The organism is Lonepinella sp. BR2357, assembly GCF_051851525.1.
Taxonomy (GTDB): Bacteria; Pseudomonadota; Gammaproteobacteria; order Enterobacterales; family Pasteurellaceae; genus Lonepinella.
Genome location: NZ_JBPDVG010000004.1, coordinates 124,018 through 141,556, shown reverse-complemented (window position 1 = coordinate 141,556; position 17,539 = coordinate 124,018). Strand labels below are relative to the sequence as shown.

General features: G+C 40.8%; 14 protein-coding genes. 7 read left to right on the top strand and 7 right to left on the bottom strand.

Going from position 1 to position 17,539, the window contains the following annotated elements; genetic code table 11:
* Nucleotides 1-144: 144 nt before the first annotated feature.
* Genes ACTG7L_RS03810 through ACTG7L_RS03800 form a run of 3 tightly spaced genes read left to right on the top strand, consistent with a single transcriptional unit; the run spans nucleotide 145 to nucleotide 2,446 of the window.
* Nucleotides 145-837, top strand: a complete 693-nt coding sequence (locus tag ACTG7L_RS03810) for a DUF484 family protein (RefSeq protein WP_439327473.1) — start codon at nucleotides 145-147, stop codon at nucleotides 835-837.
* A 1-nt stretch (nucleotide 838) separates the two neighbouring features.
* Nucleotides 839-1,723, top strand: a complete 885-nt coding sequence (xerC, locus tag ACTG7L_RS03805) for a tyrosine recombinase XerC (RefSeq protein ID WP_439327472.1) — start codon at nucleotides 839-841, stop codon at nucleotides 1,721-1,723.
* Nucleotides 1,724-1,732: 9 nt separating this feature from the next.
* Nucleotides 1,733-2,446 (top strand): HAD-IA family hydrolase, encoded by a 714-nt coding sequence (locus tag ACTG7L_RS03800; protein WP_439327471.1) that lies wholly within the window; start codon nucleotides 1,733-1,735, stop codon nucleotides 2,444-2,446.
* Here ACTG7L_RS03800 and ACTG7L_RS03795 read toward each other — a convergent pair.
* The 6 genes from ACTG7L_RS03795 to lpcA all read right to left on the bottom strand — a co-directional run bounded on the left by ACTG7L_RS03795 (nucleotide 2,435) and on the right by lpcA (nucleotide 7,127).
* Nucleotides 2,435-2,860: an EamA family transporter gene (locus tag ACTG7L_RS03795; RefSeq protein WP_439242187.1), complete on the bottom strand. Its 426-nt coding sequence runs from the start codon at nucleotides 2,858-2,860 to the stop codon at nucleotides 2,435-2,437. The genes ACTG7L_RS03800 and ACTG7L_RS03795 overlap by 12 nt on opposite strands.
* Before the next feature lie 381 nt (nucleotides 2,861-3,241).
* The gene (gene artM, locus ACTG7L_RS03790) at nucleotides 3,242-3,925 is read right to left on the bottom strand and encodes an arginine ABC transporter permease ArtM (RefSeq protein ID WP_439327470.1); all 684 of its coding nucleotides are present in this window, start codon (nucleotides 3,923-3,925) and stop codon (nucleotides 3,242-3,244) included.
* Complete coding sequence (gene artQ / locus ACTG7L_RS03785; protein WP_439327469.1) at nucleotides 3,925-4,596, bottom strand: arginine ABC transporter permease ArtQ; 672 nt, start codon at nucleotides 4,594-4,596, stop codon at nucleotides 3,925-3,927. The genes artM and artQ overlap by 1 nt, the downstream gene beginning before the upstream one ends.
* Nucleotides 4,596-5,312, bottom strand: coding sequence for a transporter substrate-binding domain-containing protein (locus ACTG7L_RS03780; RefSeq protein ID WP_439242182.1), 717 nt, complete (start codon nucleotides 5,310-5,312; stop codon nucleotides 4,596-4,598). Before ACTG7L_RS03780 ends, artQ begins: the two co-directional genes overlap by 1 nt.
* Nucleotides 5,313-5,342: 30 nt before the next feature.
* Nucleotides 5,343-6,071: an arginine ABC transporter ATP-binding protein ArtP gene (artP, locus tag ACTG7L_RS03775; protein WP_439327468.1), complete on the bottom strand. Its 729-nt coding sequence runs from the start codon at nucleotides 6,069-6,071 to the stop codon at nucleotides 5,343-5,345.
* Between the two features lie 471 nt (nucleotides 6,072-6,542).
* Nucleotides 6,543-7,127, bottom strand: coding sequence for a D-sedoheptulose 7-phosphate isomerase (lpcA, locus tag ACTG7L_RS03770; RefSeq protein ID WP_439327467.1), 585 nt, complete (start codon nucleotides 7,125-7,127; stop codon nucleotides 6,543-6,545).
* A 156-nt stretch (nucleotides 7,128-7,283) separates the two neighbouring features.
* Here lpcA and cdd point away from each other — a divergent pair, with 156 nt between their 5' ends.
* Nucleotides 7,284-7,763, top strand: coding sequence for a cytidine deaminase (cdd, locus tag ACTG7L_RS03765; RefSeq protein WP_439327466.1), 480 nt, complete (start codon nucleotides 7,284-7,286; stop codon nucleotides 7,761-7,763).
* A 47-nt stretch (nucleotides 7,764-7,810) separates the two neighbouring features.
* Here the strand turns inward: cdd and mfd are convergent, their stop codons facing one another.
* Nucleotides 7,811-11,257 (bottom strand): transcription-repair coupling factor, encoded by a 3,447-nt coding sequence (gene mfd, locus ACTG7L_RS03760; RefSeq protein ID WP_439327465.1) that lies wholly within the window; start codon nucleotides 11,255-11,257, stop codon nucleotides 7,811-7,813.
* A gap of 194 nt (nucleotides 11,258-11,451) precedes the next feature.
* Here mfd and ACTG7L_RS03755 point away from each other — a divergent pair, with 194 nt between their 5' ends.
* The 3 genes from ACTG7L_RS03755 to ACTG7L_RS03745 all read left to right on the top strand — a co-directional run bounded on the left by ACTG7L_RS03755 (nucleotide 11,452) and on the right by ACTG7L_RS03745 (nucleotide 17,526).
* A complete protein-coding gene (locus ACTG7L_RS03755) occupies nucleotides 11,452-12,342 on the top strand; it encodes an Rpn family recombination-promoting nuclease/putative transposase (protein WP_439327464.1) in 891 nt (296 codons plus the stop codon).
* Between the two features lie 61 nt (nucleotides 12,343-12,403).
* Nucleotides 12,404-12,721 (top strand): PD-(D/E)XK nuclease family transposase, encoded by a 318-nt coding sequence (locus ACTG7L_RS03750; protein ID WP_439327463.1) that lies wholly within the window; start codon nucleotides 12,404-12,406, stop codon nucleotides 12,719-12,721.
* Between the two features lie 338 nt (nucleotides 12,722-13,059).
* Entirely contained in the window at nucleotides 13,060-17,526 is a 4,467-nt protein-coding gene (locus tag ACTG7L_RS03745; RefSeq protein WP_439327462.1) for an exo-alpha-sialidase, read from the top strand.
* Nucleotides 17,527-17,539: the final 13 nt, after the last annotated feature.

Here is a 17,539-nt window from a genome sequence, read left to right as displayed (position 1 = left end):
CAATCGTTTTTTTTTTGCACAATTGGATTTTTTTAAAAATTAAAATTAGGTTATTTGATGTGGATATTGGGATTGTCAATAATGGTTGAATGATGTATCTTTATTGCTATCGCATTTTGGGCTGAAATCTTAAGGAATAATGTTGTGGACGAAAATGAATTGGAACAACAAGTGGTCAAATTTCTGCAAAACACACCGCACTTTTTTGCCCAGCATTTGGATTTATTAGACAATCTGGTTATTCCCCATGCCCAAAAAGGGTCGCTGTCCTTAGTGGAAATGCAATTAGAACGCCAGCGTGAACAGATTAAAACTTTGCAAGCGGAGTTGGCGATCTTTCAAAATTTAGCCCATCAAGAACAGGATATTTTCTTTGCTTTAATGCCGTTACAGAAAAAATTAGCCAGTGCGGAAACCCTTGAACAAGGGGTGGAGGTGTTAAATCAATGGGCGAAAAAATTTGATTTACAACAGGTTAAGTTATTGTTATTTCGGGATAAATGGCAAGGGGAGCAGATCGGCGAAAATTACTGGTTGGATCGTAAAGGCTTTGAATGGATCCGCCTTGAACGCTTTGGGTTACGCCGTTTTTATTTGGGCGAATTAAGCAATCGGGAAAAATCCTTGCTGTTTTTCCTAGACGAATTGCCAGTGGGATCGGTGGCGTGCTGTTTATTGGGCGTGAAACCGAATCAACATCAAGCCAACGGCATTTTGCTGTTTTCGGCACGAGATACACAACATTTTTACAATGGGCAAGACACCGCCTTTTTGTCCCATTTGGTCAATATCGTGGAACTGCATTTGCACCGTTGGCTGTTCGCTTGTGAGAAATAATATGCAAACTTGGCTACAAAAATACTATGATTTTTTGCGGATTGAACGCCAACTTAGCCCACATACTTTGGAAAATTACCAACGGCAATTAACTGCCGTGTTGACGTTGCTCAATGAACAAGGCATTCAAACATGGCAACAGGTCACTCCAAGTGTGGTGAGATTTGTGTTAGCCAGTAGCAAAAAAGCAGGCTTACACGAAAAAAGCCTTGCACTTCGGTTGTCGGCTTTGCGTCAATTCTTAAGCTATTTGGTGGTGCAAGAACAACTGAAAGTCAATCCTGCGGTCGGCATTTCTGCCCCGAAACAGGGTAAGCATTTGCCGAAAAATATTGATAATGAGCAAGTGGCTAAACTGTTGAATAATCACAGTAAAGAACCCATTGATGTACGAGATCGGGCAATGTTGGAATTGATGTACAGTTCTGGGTTACGTTTATCGGAATTGCAAGGTTTAGATTTAAGCAGTTTGAATTTACGCACTCGAGAAGTGCGAGTGTTGGGGAAAGGCAACAAAGAACGGATTTTGCCCTTTGGTCGCCATGCGTCAACCGCCATTCAAGATTGGCTCAAAGTGCGGTTATTATTTAACCCGAAAGACGATGCCTTGTTTGTGAGTTCGCTCGGCAATCGCATGTCGCACCGCTCCATTCAAAAACGGATGGAAATTTGGGGAATTCGGCAAGGACTAAACGCACATTTAAATCCGCACAAACTACGCCATTCTTTTGCCACTCACATGTTGGAGGCTAGCTCCGATCTGCGTGCGGTGCAAGAATTATTAGGGCATAGCAATTTAGCCACCACGCAAATTTACACCCATTTGGATTTTAAACATTTAGCTGATGTGTATGATCAAGCACATCCTCGAGCCAAAAGAAAATAGGAAAATAGCATGATTTTTTACCGCACTTTGACCCCATTTAAAGTGATCAGTTTTGATCTTGACGATACGCTTTATGATAATGTGCCAGTGATTTATCAGGCTGAACAAAAATGTATTGAATTTCTGCGAAATGCCAGCCAAATTGCAGAATTTAGCAATGAAATGTGGTTTGACTGTAAAAAACAGATTTTTCAACAAGATCCCATTTTTTGTGAAAATGTGACCCAATGGCGAATTAAAACGATCCATAGGTTACTGCAAAAATACGGTAAAAGTGCGGTGGAAATTGAGAAAATTTCGCAAGATTGTATTGCACATTTTCTCCATTGGCGACATCAAATTGATGTACCCCAACAAAACCTTGATGTCCTCAATCAACTGAAACAACAGGTTCCCTTGGCTGTTATTACTAACGGCAATGTGGTGCCTGAACGCATTGGGTTAAATCAATTTGAGTTGGTTTTAACCGCCGGCGTACAAGGACGAGCCAAACCCGACGCCGATTTATTTCAGCAAACGGCCCAACATTTTGGGATAAAGCCGAGCGAGATTTTGCATGTGGGTGATAATTTGGATACAGACGTAAAAGGGGCAATTCAAGCAGGCTGTCAGGCGGTGTGGTTGAATTTATCGGGCAAAGGGATTACTCAATTTAGTGATGCAACGTTATTGCCAACGGTGGAAATAACGGATTTAGCCGAGCTGCTTTTATTACAAAGCTAAGACTAATACCCCAGATAAAATCAAAATCGATCCCATTAAAAGTTTCAGGCTAAAGGGTTCACCAAGCACCACAATGCCTAAAATAATCGCAATTACCACGCTGAGTTTATCAATAGGTGCCACCCAAGAGGCGGGGGCAAGTTGTAAGGCTCGATAATAACAAAGCCATGAAAGCCCAGTGGCAATACCCGATAGAATAAGAAAGGTGAACGGACGAGCCGCAATATGTTGGGGCAGTTGCCATTCGTTTCGCATGGTGATAATGCCAGCTACCACAAAGAAAATGACGATAGTACGGATGAACGTCGCCAAATTGCTATTCATGCCCTCTACACCGAGTTTACCGAAAATAGCCGTTAATCCTGCGAAAAAAGCAGAACCGATAGCGAACCAAAGCCAATTTGTTTGAAACATTTTTTACCCTCACCCTAGCCCTCTCCCAAAGGGAGAGGGGATTGTTACAAGGGCAGATACATAGTCCTCCCCTGCAAGTCCCCGTCTTTGCCGCCTGAAAAGGATTTAATTTGTAGGAAAAGTTGTACTGTTTGAGCGTAGCGAGTTTACAACTTTTCCGTTAAGCAAATTGAATCCTTTTCAGGAAACAAGGCAAAATCAGGGCGTGCTTTCTTTTTGCTTACTTTTGCTTTGCACGAGCACAAAATCCAAAGGATTTTGAACGTTGGCTATGCCAACGGCCCGAAGGGCGAGCGTAGCGAGTAAAGAAAAAGTAAGTCGCCATCGGCGAAATCCGATCTTAATAACCCCAAAAATCATGACAAAAACAACAAAAAATATTTACGCTTTTGTCACTTCCAACCGCTCAAACCGCAACACTCGTCTTTCCAAACGGCGTAAAAAATAAGTCGCAATCCCCGTAATCACAAGATAAATCAACCCTGCCAACCCATAAATCGTAATCGCATCATATTCCGTACCATACAACTGTTTCGCATAGCCCATAATATCCATAATCGTAATCGTGGATGCCAGTGATGTCCCTTTAAAGACTAAAATAATCTCATTAGTATAAGACGGTAAGGCTCGTTTTAAACCATAAGGTACCAAAATTTTCAGCGTTTGCCAACGGCTTAACCCCAAGGCAGAACAGCTTTCCCATTGGCCTTTGGAAATCGCTTTCACCGCACCATGAAACAGTTGAGTTGAATAGGCGGCACTGTTTAATGCCAAGGTTAACATGGCACAAAACCAAGCGTCAGATAAACACAACCATAACGGACTATCCACAATCCATTGAAATTGCCCCGGTCCCGAATAAATCAGAAAGAATTGTACCAATAACGGCGTGCCAGTGAATAAAACTAGATAAAAATTCACCGCACTTTTTACCCATTTATTCCCCAAGGAAAGTAAAAAGGTCAGCACCACGGCCAATAAAAAAGCAATCGTCAACGACACGGCGGTTAATAACAAACTGGTTGGGATCCCTTGTGCGATCACCGATAAATAATCTTGCCACATTATCTCACCCCACGCTCAAATTGGGTAAAACGCACTTCAAGTTTGCGAATAAACACTTGGCTAATCAGAGTAATCGCTAAATAAATTAACCCAGCGAGTGCATACCACGTAAACGGCTGATGGGTGCGAGTATTAATTAATTCTGCCTGACGCATTAAATCACTGACACCAATTAACGACACCAAGGCGGTATCTTTTAACAACACTAGCCATTGGTTGCTTAATCCGGGCAAAGCATGTCGCCAAACTTGCGGTAACACCAAGCGAATAAAGGTATAAGGCCGACTTAACCCCAGTGCAGCCCCACTTTCCCATTGCCCCACTGGAATCGCCTGAATAGCCCCACGCAAGGATTGCGAGGCATAAGCGGCAAAAATCAGAGAAAGGGCTAACACACCGCAACTAAAGGCACTAAATTCTACATATTCACCGGTGATTTTCTCGACTAATTCCGTTGAACCGAAATAAATCAGCAAGACCACAATAATTTCGGGTAGCCCACGCAACAAACTAACGAATACAGCGGTGGGTTTTCGCACACAACTGGCTTTATTCATTTCAAGTGAGGTGAAAATCAGCGAAAAAAATAACCCCACAATCAGTGAACACACCGCCAACCCTAAGGTCATTAGGGTGGCGGCGTACATTAAGGGCAAGTAATCGAAAAACATTATTTCGCCGTCATCCATTTATCATAGATTTTTTGATATTCGCCACTGGCTTTCACGGCAGCGAGACCTTTGTTGAGTTGATCGACTAAGTCTTTATTTTTCAAATTCACCGCAATCCCTAAGCCATTACCGAAGTAGCTTGAATTTTCCACTTTTTCACCAGAAAAGGCCAAGCCCTCGTTGTTGTTAATCATATCTAACAACACAGGCATATCGCCGAAGATCGCATCAATACGACCATTTTTAATGTCTAATACCGCTTCTTGCAAAGAGGCATAAGGTTTCGGGGTATATTGGGTTTCTTTCACAATATAGCTTTGGAAAGTTGAACCATTTTGTACGCCCACGGTTTTAATGCTATTAAAATCCACGCCTTTTTTGGCAATAAAGGTCGCCGCACTGGCAAAGTAAGCATCACTGAATAACACTTGTTTAGCACGAGCTTCCGTAATATCAATAGCCGAAATCGCTGCATCAAAACGTTTTTGTTTTAATCCTTGAATTAAAGCATCAAAGGCTTGATTTTGGAAAGTACAGTTGGCTTGAATTTCTTTACAAATGGCATTAGCTACATCCACATCCAAGCCAATAATTTCACCTTTTTCATTGGTCATTTCAAAAGGAGGATAGCTCGCCTCCATGGCGAAACTAATATCTTGTGCTTGAGCAGCAAATGCGGTGCTAGCGAAAAGTGCAGTTAAAAGTAATTTTTTCATCATGTTATGTCCTTGTGATTAATATAAAAGTTAGTGAGAGAGATACTGTTTAAACTGTTTTGTTTGTGGATGTTCAAAGCAACTGGCGTCGCCCATTTCCACAATATGCCCTTGTTCCATATACACCACTTTAGTGGCAACTTTACGAGCCATGGACACTTCGTGGGTGACGATCACTTGGGTAATCCCTGTTTCCTGTAATTCCTGAATAATCGACACGATTTGAGCCGTGATTTCAGGATCCAGTGCTGCCGTAGGTTCGTCAAATAACAACACTTGCGGTTTCATCATCAACGCACGAGCAATGGCCACACGTTGTTGCTGACCGCCTGAAAGCTGTAATGGAAAGCGATCCGCATGTTCTGCTAAACGTAAACGTGTTAATAGTTCAAGTGCTTGGCTTTTTGCCGTTTCCTTGTCTAACCCCAAGATCTTCATGGGGGCTTCGATTAAATTTTCTAATACCGTAAAGTGTGGCCATAAATTATATTGCTGGAACACCATGCCGACATTTTTACGTAACTGTAAAATCTGTTTTGGATCGCTTTTTTGGGATAAATCAAATTGATTATTGGCAATTTTTAATAGCCCTGACGTTGGGACTTCTAATAAATTCAAGGTACGAATTAACGTACTTTTACCCGCCCCACTGGGGCCGAGTAATACCACGGTATCGCCATCTTCTGCACTGAGGTTTATGTCGAACAGTGCTTGGCTTGAGCCGTAGAAAAAATTGAGATTTTGAACACTAATGGTCATTGGTGGATATTCTCTTTATTGGTTGAGTGAAAATATATTACTTATTTTTGCATAAGTATGCAATATGAAATGTTGAATTTGAATAAAAATTTATTGTTTGGGGGGGAAGTGCGGTGGTTTTATTGATAATTTAAGGTTTATTGAGATCGGGTTTCGCTCGATGGGCGACTTACTTTTTCTTTACTCGCTACGCTCAGACAGGCAAAATTTAGCTAAAAATACCAAAACACTCAGGCGGTTTAGACGGGGCCCCATTTGGAGCGCAGGGGCGGGTGCGTTTGTCTGAAAATATAATTTATTTTCACCCTCACCCCAACCCTCTCCCAGAGGGAGAGGGGGCAGATTGAGAAAAAAACAAATTTATAATAACAAAACTATCCCATATCCCAGAGGGAGCGGAGGGGAAAACAAATCTATAATAATAACAAAAAAGTCCCCTCTCCCTTTGGGAGAGGGCTAGGGTGAGGGTTTTTACGAATTTTTCGCCATTTCAAATTCAATTAACATCATCAAAATATGAATTACTTTAATATGAATTTCTTGAATCCGATCCGCATAACGGAAATGTGGAACACGGATTTCCACGTCGGCTAATCCTGCCATTTTTCCGCCATCTTTGCCTGTCATGGCAATGACTTTCATACCTTTGGCTTTAGCGGCTTCAATGGCATTTAAGATATTTTTAGAATTGCCCGAAGTCGATAAGCCAAATAATACATCACCTTTTTGTCCTACGGCCTCGACATAACGGGAGAACACATATTCATAGCCAAAGTCATTACTCACACAGCTTAAATGGCTCACATCAGAAATCGCAATGGCAGGGTAGCCCGGACGGTTTTCACGATAACGGCCAGTTAATTCTTCAGCAAAGTGCATAGCATCACAATGGGATCCGCCATTTCCGCAAGAAAGGACTTTACCGCCTTGTTTGAAACTGTTAGAAATGAGTAGTGCGGCTTGTTGAATCAATTTAATATTGTTTTCATCGGCAACAAATTTATTTAATACATCTTGTGCCTCAACCAGTTCGGCTTTAATTTGATCTAAATACATGGTTTTCCCCTTTTATTGAATTAGGCTAATTTTGGTGGTTAAAATTGTATAGCAAAAAGGCCGTAAGGGTCTATTCTTTTTAAGAAAAATATAATAATCATTTCTATATGCTGTTGAAAGGGTTAGAATAACGCTCACACAAGAGGAGAAAAATAAATGCAAAAACAACTGAATATCCACTATGAAAATTTTAAATCATGCCATGAGTTAAATGATATTGAGAAAATCCTATTTGAGGTTGCCAGCTCTGCGAGAAAGAAAGCCTATGCGCCTTATTCCCATTTTTTAGTAGGTTGTGCCATGTTATTGGAAAATGGCGAAATTATTTCAGGCAATAATCAAGAAAATGCAGCCTATCCCTCTGGATTATGTGCGGAAAGAACCACTATTTATTGGGCATCAGCGAATTATCCCGATCAAAAGATTTTAAAAATATTTGTGGTGGGGGCACCAGAAGATGAAATGAAAAATAGCCCGGTTCCGCCTTGTGGAGCCTGTCGGCAAAGTATTTTGGAATATGAAACCAAACAAGCCCAAAATATCGAAATCTATTTTGCATCTATTTCTGGCGAGATTTTTAAAACGTATTCGATCAAAGATTTATTACCGTTTAATTTTGATATGTCTTTTTTGTAATACTCATTATATTAAACTTATCTTTTTATGGTGGGGGAATCCCCACCTTATACCAAACTCCCCAACAAATTCCCCACAAATTCCAACCGCACTTTTGTCTGTTCTAAATTGCAGGTGAATCTAAATTTCGTTGGGCCGTCAAATTTAAATACCGCTGGTTGTTGTTTGATTAAGGCCAAGAATTTCATTGGATCAATATCTGCCGTTGGGTTAAATTCCACAAAACCGCCGTGAGCGGTAGCATCTATTCTGATGGCTTTTAATCGTTTTGCCATTAAACGCAATTCGGCAATTTGCAATAGATTTTTTGTTGGTTCGGGCAATAACCCAAAACGATCGATCAATTCCACTTTCAATTCGTCCAATGCCGCTTTATTTTCTGCCCCTGCAATGCGTTTATAGAATGACAACCGCATATTCACATCGCCTAAATAATCATCAGGTAACAGGGCAGGCACACGCAAATCAATGTCCACTTGCTGTTGGGTGAGTTCGTCCAAACTTGGTTCACGCCCTTCTTTCATCGCTTTTACCGCACTTTCCAGCAATTCCATATACAGACTAAAACCAATGCTTTCAATTTGTCCGCTTTGTTCTTGCCCAAGTAATTCGCCTGCACCACGAATTTCTAAATCGTGGGTCGCCAAAATAAAGCCAGCCCCGAGATTATCCAAACTTTCAAGGGCTTCAAGGCGTTTTACTGCATCTTTGCTAATCAATTTTGGTGGCGGTGTGAGCAAATAAGCGTAGGCTTGATGATGGGAACGTCCCACCCGTCCACGCAGTTGGTGCAGTTGAGCCAAACCGAAATTATCCGCCCGTTCAATAATAATGGTATTCGCCGTTGGCACGTCAATGCCCGTTTCAATAATGGTGGAGCAGACCAACACATTAAAGCGTTGATGATAAAAATCTGACATCACCCGTTCAAGATCCCGTTCCCGCATTTGTCCGTGACCGATCGTCACCCTTGCTTCAGGGACAAGTGCGGTGATTTTTTCTGCACATTTTTCAATGCTTGCCACATCATTATGCAAATAATACACCTGACCACCACGCAGGATTTCACGCAAAATCGCTTCCCGAATGGTGAGATCGTCCGCTTGTCGCACAAAGGTTTTAATGGTTAAACGGCGGGCTGGTGGCGTAGAAATAATCGACAGATCCCGAATGCCGTTCATCGCCATATTGAGCGTCCGTGGAATCGGTGTCGCAGTCAGGGTCAGAATGTCAATATTGGCACGCAGCTGTTTGATTTTCTCTTTTTGGCGTACGCCGAAACGGTGTTCTTCATCAATAATCAGCAAACCGAGATCGCTAAATTTCACATCCGATTGAATCAGTTTATGCGTACCGATCAGAATATCCACCTTGCCATCGGCGAGATTGTCCAAAATTTGCTGTTGCTGTTTGGCGGTTTTAAAGCGTGACACCATTTCCACATTGACAGGCAAATTGGCAAAGCGATCTTTGAAATTGTCAAAATGTTGTTGAGCCAAAAGCGTCGTCGGCACTAACACGGCGACTTGTTTGTGGTTCATCACCGCCAAAAATGCGGCACGCATTGCCACTTCGGTTTTGCCAAAACCCACATCGCCACACACCAGCCGATCCATCGCTTTCGGTTGACACATATCGGAAATCACCGCATTAATTGCCATTTCTTGATCAAGGGTTTCTTCAAATGGAAACGTTGCCGCAAAGGCTTGATAGTCTTGTTTATCATATTGAAACGCAAAGCCTTTTTTTACTTCACGTTCGGCATACACATCAAGCAGTTCCGCCGCCACATCACGAATTTTTTCGGCGGCTTTAGTGCGAGCTTTTGCCCAAGCATCACTGCCTAATTTATGTAGTGGAGCGGTTTCATCACCGCCGCCTACATAACGGCTAATCAAATGCAAGCTCGCCACGGGGACATAAAGTTTGGCATCGTTGGTATAAGTCAACAGCAAATATTCCGCTTTCACACCAGCGTTTTCAAGGGTGACTAAACCGCCGTAACGCCCCACACCGTGATCTAAATGTACCACTGCTTGTCCGATTTTTAGTTCTGCAAGGTTGCGAATGAGTGTATCGGGATTGACGCTTTTGCGTTTGTCACGGTGGCGTTGTTGGACACGAGAGCCGAGTAGTTCGTTTTCAGAAATTATCGCAATTTTGACCGCACTTTTTTCTGATGTTTCTAGGATAAATCCCTGATCTAACGGGCTGATTTGTAAACTAAATTGTTGCCCTAAAACATCGTTAAAATCATTAATCTGTTTCGGCTTAATTTTCAACGGTGCTAATACATCTAATAATGTTTCTCGCCGTCCTTCGCTTTCTACCGAAAATAAAATTTTGCCGTCAAATTGTTCGATAAATTGGCGTAATGCCTGTAATGGCTCTTTTTGTTGGGCTTGAATTTGCAACTCAGGCAACGGATTTACGCTTAAATTGGTTTGCCGAACGGATTTTTTCAAGGTTTCGGTTTTTAATGAAATGCGTGGATATTGCTTCAAACGGCGGTTAATTTCATCAATTTTGAGCCAAAGTTGATCGGGAGGTAACAGCGGTCGCATTGGATCCACTTTGCGACTTTCAAAACGGCTTTCTGCATCTTGATAAAACCGCTCGCCTTGGGTTTGATAGCCGTCAAGATCCACAAATAGGGTGTTTGGCGGCAAATAATCAAACAGGGTCGCCATTTGCTCAAAAAACAGCGGTTGCCAGTATTCAATGCCCGACACCAGTGTGCCTTTGCTCACTTGCTGATAAATATGCTCGGGATCACGGCGGATTTCGCCAAAGGTTTCCCGAAATTGGCTGCGGAAAAATTCAATGCCACGGCTATCGGTAGGAAATTCGTGAGCAGGCAACAGATTAATTTTGTCAATTTCAGTCAGCGTACGTTGGCTGTCCACATCAAAGGTGCGAATACTGTCAATTTCATCATCAAAAAAATCCAACCGAAATGGCTCGCTGCTCCCCATTGGGAACAAATCCAACAGCGAACCCCGTACGGCAAATTCGCCCACTTCCAATACCTGCTCCACCGCTCGATAGCCTGCATTTTCAAGGTTCAACCGCATTTTTTCAATATTTAGTCGATCACCTTTTTTAATCAACAGCACATTTTGGCTTAAAAAAGACGGCGGACAAAGGCGTTGCATTAATGTAGTAATCGGCAAAATCAGCACGCCCGATTTGGCTTGTTGAAGATAAAACAGGCTACTTAGCCGTGCGGAAATAATGTCTTGATGGGGCGAAAACGCATCATAAGGCAAGGTTTCCCAATCGGGAAACAGTTGCACGGAAGATAGGCTTTGGCGTAAACCTTTTTCTAAACGCACCGCGGTTTTGCTATCTGGCGTGATGATAACGGTTAGCTCTTGATATTGTTGGGCAATTTGGCTTAAGGCAAAACTATCAGCACCCACAAGGACGTTGCCGAGCAGTTTGTGATCTTGCGGTTGAGTGGAAATGTCTAATTGGAAAAAGGCGTTGTTCATTATGATATTGCGTTAAGAAGATGGAAATAGTGCTTATCTTAATGGAAAAAAGGGGGGATTTGCAATGGTTTCATTGTCGGGCATACTCCAACTACGATTTTTGTGATCTGTATTCCAAAAATGAACAAGGCTATTTGCAGTGTTGTTGCCGTTGTTCTACGCTGTCTTTAATTCAATCACATTAAGGACACAGAATGAAACCCTCACGTTATATCGATCTCACCACAGATTACGGCTTTAAACGCATTTTTGGTACTGAACCGAACAAAGATTTACTGATTTCATTTTTGAACGAATTATTTAAAAGCAAAAAAGTCATCAAGGATCTGACTTATAACAAAAATGAACAAGTTGGCGACACACTTTCACAAGGTGCGGTGATTTTTGACCTGATTTGTACCACCGATGACGACAGCCAATTTATCATCGAAGTACAACGCAGTGCACAAGAAAATTTTAAAGCACGCACGTTATATTACGGCAGCAAACTTATCAGCGACCAAGCTCCCAAAGGTGATCGAAGTGGATGGCGTTATGCCATCAGTGAAGTTTATGTGGTCGTCATTATGGATCGATTTCGCTTTTCAAATACAGCCGATTATTTGCACGATATTTGCTTATGCAACCGAAAGACAGGGGAGTTATTTTATGATAGACTGGGCTTTATCTACATAGAATTGCTGAACTTCCACAAAAAAGAAGAACAGCTAGAAACCGATTTAGAACGATGGTTGTTTGTACTCAAAAATATGGCAAAATTGGACAAACTTTCATCTTATCTAAGAAAACCGATTTTTGAAAAATTGTTTAATATTGCTGAATACGCCAACTTTAGCAAGGAGGAAAAGAATATGTATGATGTCAGCCTAAAACGCAAATGGGACGAAGAAGCAGTAATGGATTATGCGGTGAAGCAGGGGATAGAGCAAGGGATGCAGCAGGGATTAGAGCAGGGGGTAGAGAAAGGAAAATCAGAGCTTCTAAAGGAACATATCCGTAAAATGTTCTCTTTAGGGTTTGATGCACGTATCATCTCAGAAATTACAGAATTATCGACGGAGGATATTAAAAAATTGCTGAATTGATGCCTACGGATTGCTTATTAGGGTTTTACGATTGAAGTAAAGCCCTTTTTTAGAACGGTGGTTGTTTGTACTTAAAAATATGACAAAATTGGACAAACTTTCACCTTATCTAAGAAAACCGATTTTTGAAAAATTGTTTAACATTGCTGAATATGCCAACTTTAGCAAGGAGGAAAAGAATATGTATGACGTTAGCCTAAAACGCAAATGGGACGAAGAAGCAGTAATGGATTATGCGGTGAAGCAGGGGGTACGGCAAGGTGAATTGAAAAATGCTAAAGAAAATGCAGTTAAAATGCTCTCTCGTGGTTTTGATGTACAGACTATTTCGGAGATTACGGATTTATCGGCGGAAGAGATTAAAAACTTGTTGAATTGATACCTTGTTACCCTGCACTATCGTACAGGGTTAAGAATCGTAACGATGCTCCGTATCTTTTTTTCTTTCTCCAAAATTTAGCCACGGAGTGGCGTGATTTGTTTAGCCCCGTACGAAAGTGCGGGGCAATTTTCTGGTTTTCCTCTATCATTTTTCTAAAATCCCTCTCGTTTTCCCTTAATTTTTACTTTTTTTTCAAAAATTTTGTGACGTAGTTCTCATTTTTGAAATTTCCCGCTTTACTGGAGTTTTTTTTTTTTTGTATGATAGGTTTTGAATAAATAATTCAAAATTTGCTCTATTCTATCATTTCATTTACACCTTGTAAGGGGACAATTATGAAGAAGTTACTTAAAAAAACAGCGTTATCTTTGTTAATTTCAGCGGCGGTTAGCAGTTCAACTTTTGCAGTGGATTCAGTTTTCAATTATAGCGGTGATATGCCGTTTTCAAATGCAGTAGACGTGACTGATCAATTTAAGACTAATAGTATTTTTTCAAAAGATAGTGGGTCATTGACTTTCCGTTATAGTAATACGAAAGGAAATGGTGTTTATAGTATTTTAGGTGTATCTGATTCAAGCAAGCCAAATACTTATATTGCATTTTATACATCAAGAACCACTAAAAATGGTCAACAATATGACCAATATGGTATTGAAATTCGTGATGCAAGTGGTAAAAATTTAATTCCAAATGCAGACTTATTGACGCCAACGATGGAGGCGAGCAATGACCTACGTACGATTACTTACACTGTTGATAAAGCTACCAATCAAATTAAAATTTATGTGGATGGGGCATTGCAAAAAACTTATACCGGTAATACGAAATTTTTCAGTGATATTCCGACTTTAAATACGGCTTATGTGGGTAAAACTGCAAGAGCGGGTAGAAATAATTATGAAGTGACAGGTGACGTGTCTTATGCAGGAGCTACTGATAACGTGCTATCAGAAGATGTGATCGCAAAATTACATGAACAGTTGAAAGCTGAAGATGAAACATATAAAACAAAATGGACGGCTGAGCGTACCTATTTATCAGAAAAATCCTCAGGATTAGGTGCTTATAAAACGGAAAAAGAAGCTATTTTTAAAGGCACACAAGTTCCAGAAGGGGAAGGCGATGACGCCTACGGTTATCGTATTCCAGCTCTTTTAACAACCCAAAAAGGCACGGTAATTGCAGCAGCGGATAAACGTTATGCACACTGGTATGACTGGGGAAACATTGATACGATTATTCACCGTAGTTTAGATGGCGGTAAAACGTGGCAATCTGCAGAAACCGTAATTGATTTAGCAAGCCAACCTTATACAGTAGGCAATAATCCTGCTAATTCTGCTTTTTTAATTGACCCATTATTAGTTCAAGATCAAAATTCAGGCCGTATTTTTATGTTGGTGGATATGTTCCCTGAATCAAGTGGTTTCGGTAATATTAGTAATCAGGAAGGGGAAGGCAGTGGTTACATCACGATTGATGGTAAGTCTTATCAAAAATTAACCGATAGTGCTGGGAAAATCTATACTATTCGTGAAAATGGGGCGGTTTATAATGAATCCAATGAAAAAACGACCTATCATGTAGTGATAAATGGTGATGCTGATAAACATTTTAAAGATTTAGGTGATCTTTATGATGGTGAAAACCTTTTAGGTAATATTTATTTGTTATCTAGCTATGAAGGGAATCATAGTGCGCCGTTGAAAGCTCAAAAAACAGTTTCTTTATGGCTTACACATAGTGATGATGAAGGTAAAACGTGGTCCAATCCGGTCAACGTATCTCAACAAGTGAAAAAAGATTGGATGCGTTTCTTAGGGACTGGTCCAGGAACAGGGATTCAATTAAAAAATGGCAATTTAGTTATGCCAGTGTATTATACAAATACGCTGAATAAACAATCTGCTGCGTTGATTATTAGTGAAGATGGTGGTGTAACTTGGAAATTAGGGGAGTCACCAAATGATTACTTGTATAGTGATGAGGGTGGTTCAGAATATATTTCAGACAATTCTCAAGAATTAACAGAATCTCAAGTGATTGAATTAAATAATGGTCAATTAAAATTATTTTCTCGTAATCGTAGCGGTCACGTAAAAATTTCGACCAGTACAGATGGGGGTTATCATTGGACATCAGTTGACTCTGATAAAACCTTGGTTGATCCATATTCTCAATTATCTGTGATTAAATATTCTAAATTAATTGATGGTAAAGAATATATAGTATTTGCAAATCCACATGCGACGACTCGTTCAAATGGTAAGGCTTGGTTGGGTGAAGTACAAGAGGATGGTTCCATTGAATGGAAATATAGTACAGGTTTTGAAGCAGCAGATGATGCACAAGGGCAGTATGCTTACAACAGTTTAACTGAGTTACCAGATGGTTCGATAGGTATTTTGTATGAAAGTAAATCAGGTTGGGATATTCAATATGTGCGGTTTAATTTAGAAGAGTTATTCTGGCAAGGTAATTTTATCTATCGTGATGTCAGAGATAATACACATCAAGAAGTGACCCTAAACAGCCCACATGAAGAAACTTTCTACAAAATCGGCGATGGCGAAATGATTAAAGTCGGCAAAGGTAAAAACCTTGCCAACCTAGAAGTGCGTGAAGGAATTGCCACATTAAATCAAAGTGCGGATGAAAAGGGTGACAAACAAGCCTATGCAAAAGTTGACGTTAAAGCCAATGCCACTGTGCGTTTAGCCGATTCTGAACAGGTCAATTTCAGCAATTTAACCTTAGAGAAAGATGCCAATCTTGACCTTAATGGCGTAAATATTATGGTTAAAAATGGCGAGAATGAAGAAACCACCGGCTTACGCAGTGCGGAAGTGGTGGGGAATATTATCAACACTAAAGCCGATAGCGAAGCCACTTTTACTTATGCGGTGAATGGTAGCCACAATTTCAGCGGTTATGTAGGAAATGCTGGTGGTGATCTTAATTTAGTTTATGCCCCTGAAACTGCCGAAAGTAAATTGACCTTGTCAGGAACTGCGTTATTAAATGATGTGACCGTAAACAAGGGGACATTGTTGTTTGCTGGCAATGTGCAACATGCTGATAGCAATGCGATTTCTGTTGCTAGTGATACGCAATTTATCCATACTGGAGCATTAAATATCGGCATCAATAACAATAACAGTGATATGTCCAAATGGGATCATGGATCTGTGATTGTAGAGGGGGATTATCGCTCTGCCACACAAACCCCTGTGAATATTGTTCTGTCAGGTGATGTCACCAATGGCGTCTCCGATAAAAATCATGATGGACATTATGATGTAGACGAGGGGGTATCCTTGGTACAAGTGCATGGTGATGTCGATCGTATTGATGCTTTTGCTTTAGGCTCGATGGCAGAAAAAGTGCAATCAGCCTATCAATTTGAATTAGTCAGTTTTGAGAAAGGACGTGCAGGCAATTACTATGATTATCAATTACATCGTAAATTAATCAGAGAAGACGGCAAAGCGGTTAGTAACGTGGTTTATGCCCCATTGCCTGATGCACCAGAGGTTATGCCAACGGAAGATTTGATTGCTTGGGATGTCGTGCCTGAAAATTATAGACTGTCTGATGGCACTGTGCCTAGCGGTTTGAGTGGTAATGAAAATACGTTGCCTGAGTTAGTCTTGACAGAAAATGGTAAAGGCGTAACCGCCCCAGAATTACCAAGCGATTTAATTGTGACAGCAAATGGTGAGGGTGTGACAACAGCCTTACCTGATGATTTAATTGTTTGGCAAGTGCTTGCAGAGGGTCTTGCGTTACCTGATGGAACAGTACAAGATGGTTTAAGTGGAAATGAAAATACACTCTCTGAAGCACCAGACAGTGTTGTCGCAGCCGCCGCTGCAGCAGCAACCCAAGAGTCAGCTACTCGTTATCAAGTGGTTTCTCAAGTGCCATCTTACTTAGTCGCTAACTCTGCTGCTATGTATCAAGGTACCACCGTGCGTGATATGTTTACTGATAATCTTTGGGCGAAACAGAAAAAAGGGTTCTATGTTGAACAACGTCATACTCGTTCAGACTATAAAACGGATTTAGGTTTTGCGGATTATGGTTATAACTACGAATCCATTCAAAATACCACGTTATTTGGTAGCTATATGCCAGTATCTGATAGCACTGAATTACATGCAGGCGTGGCATTTAGTCAACAAAAAGTGACACCAAAAGCGGCGGATGGTTATAGTTCAACCAAATATAAATCTACCTCTTTGATGTTAGCAATGCACAATGAATGGAATAATGTGTTATTGAATACGCACCTTGGTATTCACTGGCATGATGGTAAAGTATCCGCCACAGAACGAAATATTGCCACCATTAAAGGCGAGCAATATCAAATTGGAACAGAATTGGGCTATAAATTTAAATTAGGTCAATTCTCTGTTACCCCAGTGGCAGGGTTAAGTTATCAACATTTTGATATGAGTATTGATGACAAATCCTCTGCACAGCTTAAAGTGCATACCGAACCGTTTAAAGTGTTCAGCCAACATGTGGGTTCTTACTTCGGTTGGGAAAATGACCACGTTGATTTGAATGTGGGTGCGGTGTATGAACATCACAATGAAAACAAAGAACAAGTACGAGTAAATGGTGATGGATTTACTACTGGTAGCTTGGATAATGCGGTTGTTGTGAAAGCCAATGCCGATTTCAAACTTACCCCACAATTTAGACTTGGTCTTCAAGTGAACCACCGTCATTCTGTGTCTGATTCAAAAGTGAAACAAACCAATGTCGGGGCGAAATTAGAATATCAATTCTAGTTAACGCAATAGT

Excerpts from the sequence above, each read along its gene's own strand:
- ACTG7L_RS03795 (WP_439242187.1), bottom strand. The coding sequence starts at position 2,860 with ATGTTTCAAACAAATTGGCTTTGGTTCGCTATCGGTTCTGCTTTTTTC.
- ACTG7L_RS03780 (WP_439242182.1), bottom strand. The coding sequence starts at position 5,312 with ATGAAAAAATTACTTTTAACTGCACTTTTCGCTAGCACCGCATTTGCT.
- ACTG7L_RS03745 (WP_439327462.1), top strand. The coding sequence starts at position 13,060 with ATGAAGAAGTTACTTAAAAAAACAGCGTTATCTTTGTTAATTTCAGCG.
- artP (WP_439327468.1), bottom strand. The coding sequence starts at position 6,071 with ATGACCATTAGTGTTCAAAATCTCAATTTTTTCTACGGCTCAAGCCAA.
- xerC (WP_439327472.1), top strand. The coding sequence starts at position 839 with ATGCAAACTTGGCTACAAAAATACTATGATTTTTTGCGGATTGAACGC.
- artM (WP_439327470.1), bottom strand. The coding sequence starts at position 3,925 with ATGTGGCAAGATTATTTATCGGTGATCGCACAAGGGATCCCAACCAGT.
- ACTG7L_RS03755 (WP_439327464.1), top strand. The coding sequence starts at position 11,452 with ATGAAACCCTCACGTTATATCGATCTCACCACAGATTACGGCTTTAAA.
- artQ (WP_439327469.1), bottom strand. The coding sequence starts at position 4,596 with ATGTTTTTCGATTACTTGCCCTTAATGTACGCCGCCACCCTAATGACC.
- mfd (WP_439327465.1), bottom strand. The coding sequence starts at position 11,257 with ATGAACAACGCCTTTTTCCAATTAGACATTTCCACTCAACCGCAAGAT.
- lpcA (WP_439327467.1), bottom strand. The coding sequence starts at position 7,127 with ATGTATTTAGATCAAATTAAAGCCGAACTGGTTGAGGCACAAGATGTA.
- cdd (WP_439327466.1), top strand. The coding sequence starts at position 7,284 with ATGCAAAAACAACTGAATATCCACTATGAAAATTTTAAATCATGCCAT.
- ACTG7L_RS03800 (WP_439327471.1), top strand. The coding sequence starts at position 1,733 with ATGATTTTTTACCGCACTTTGACCCCATTTAAAGTGATCAGTTTTGAT.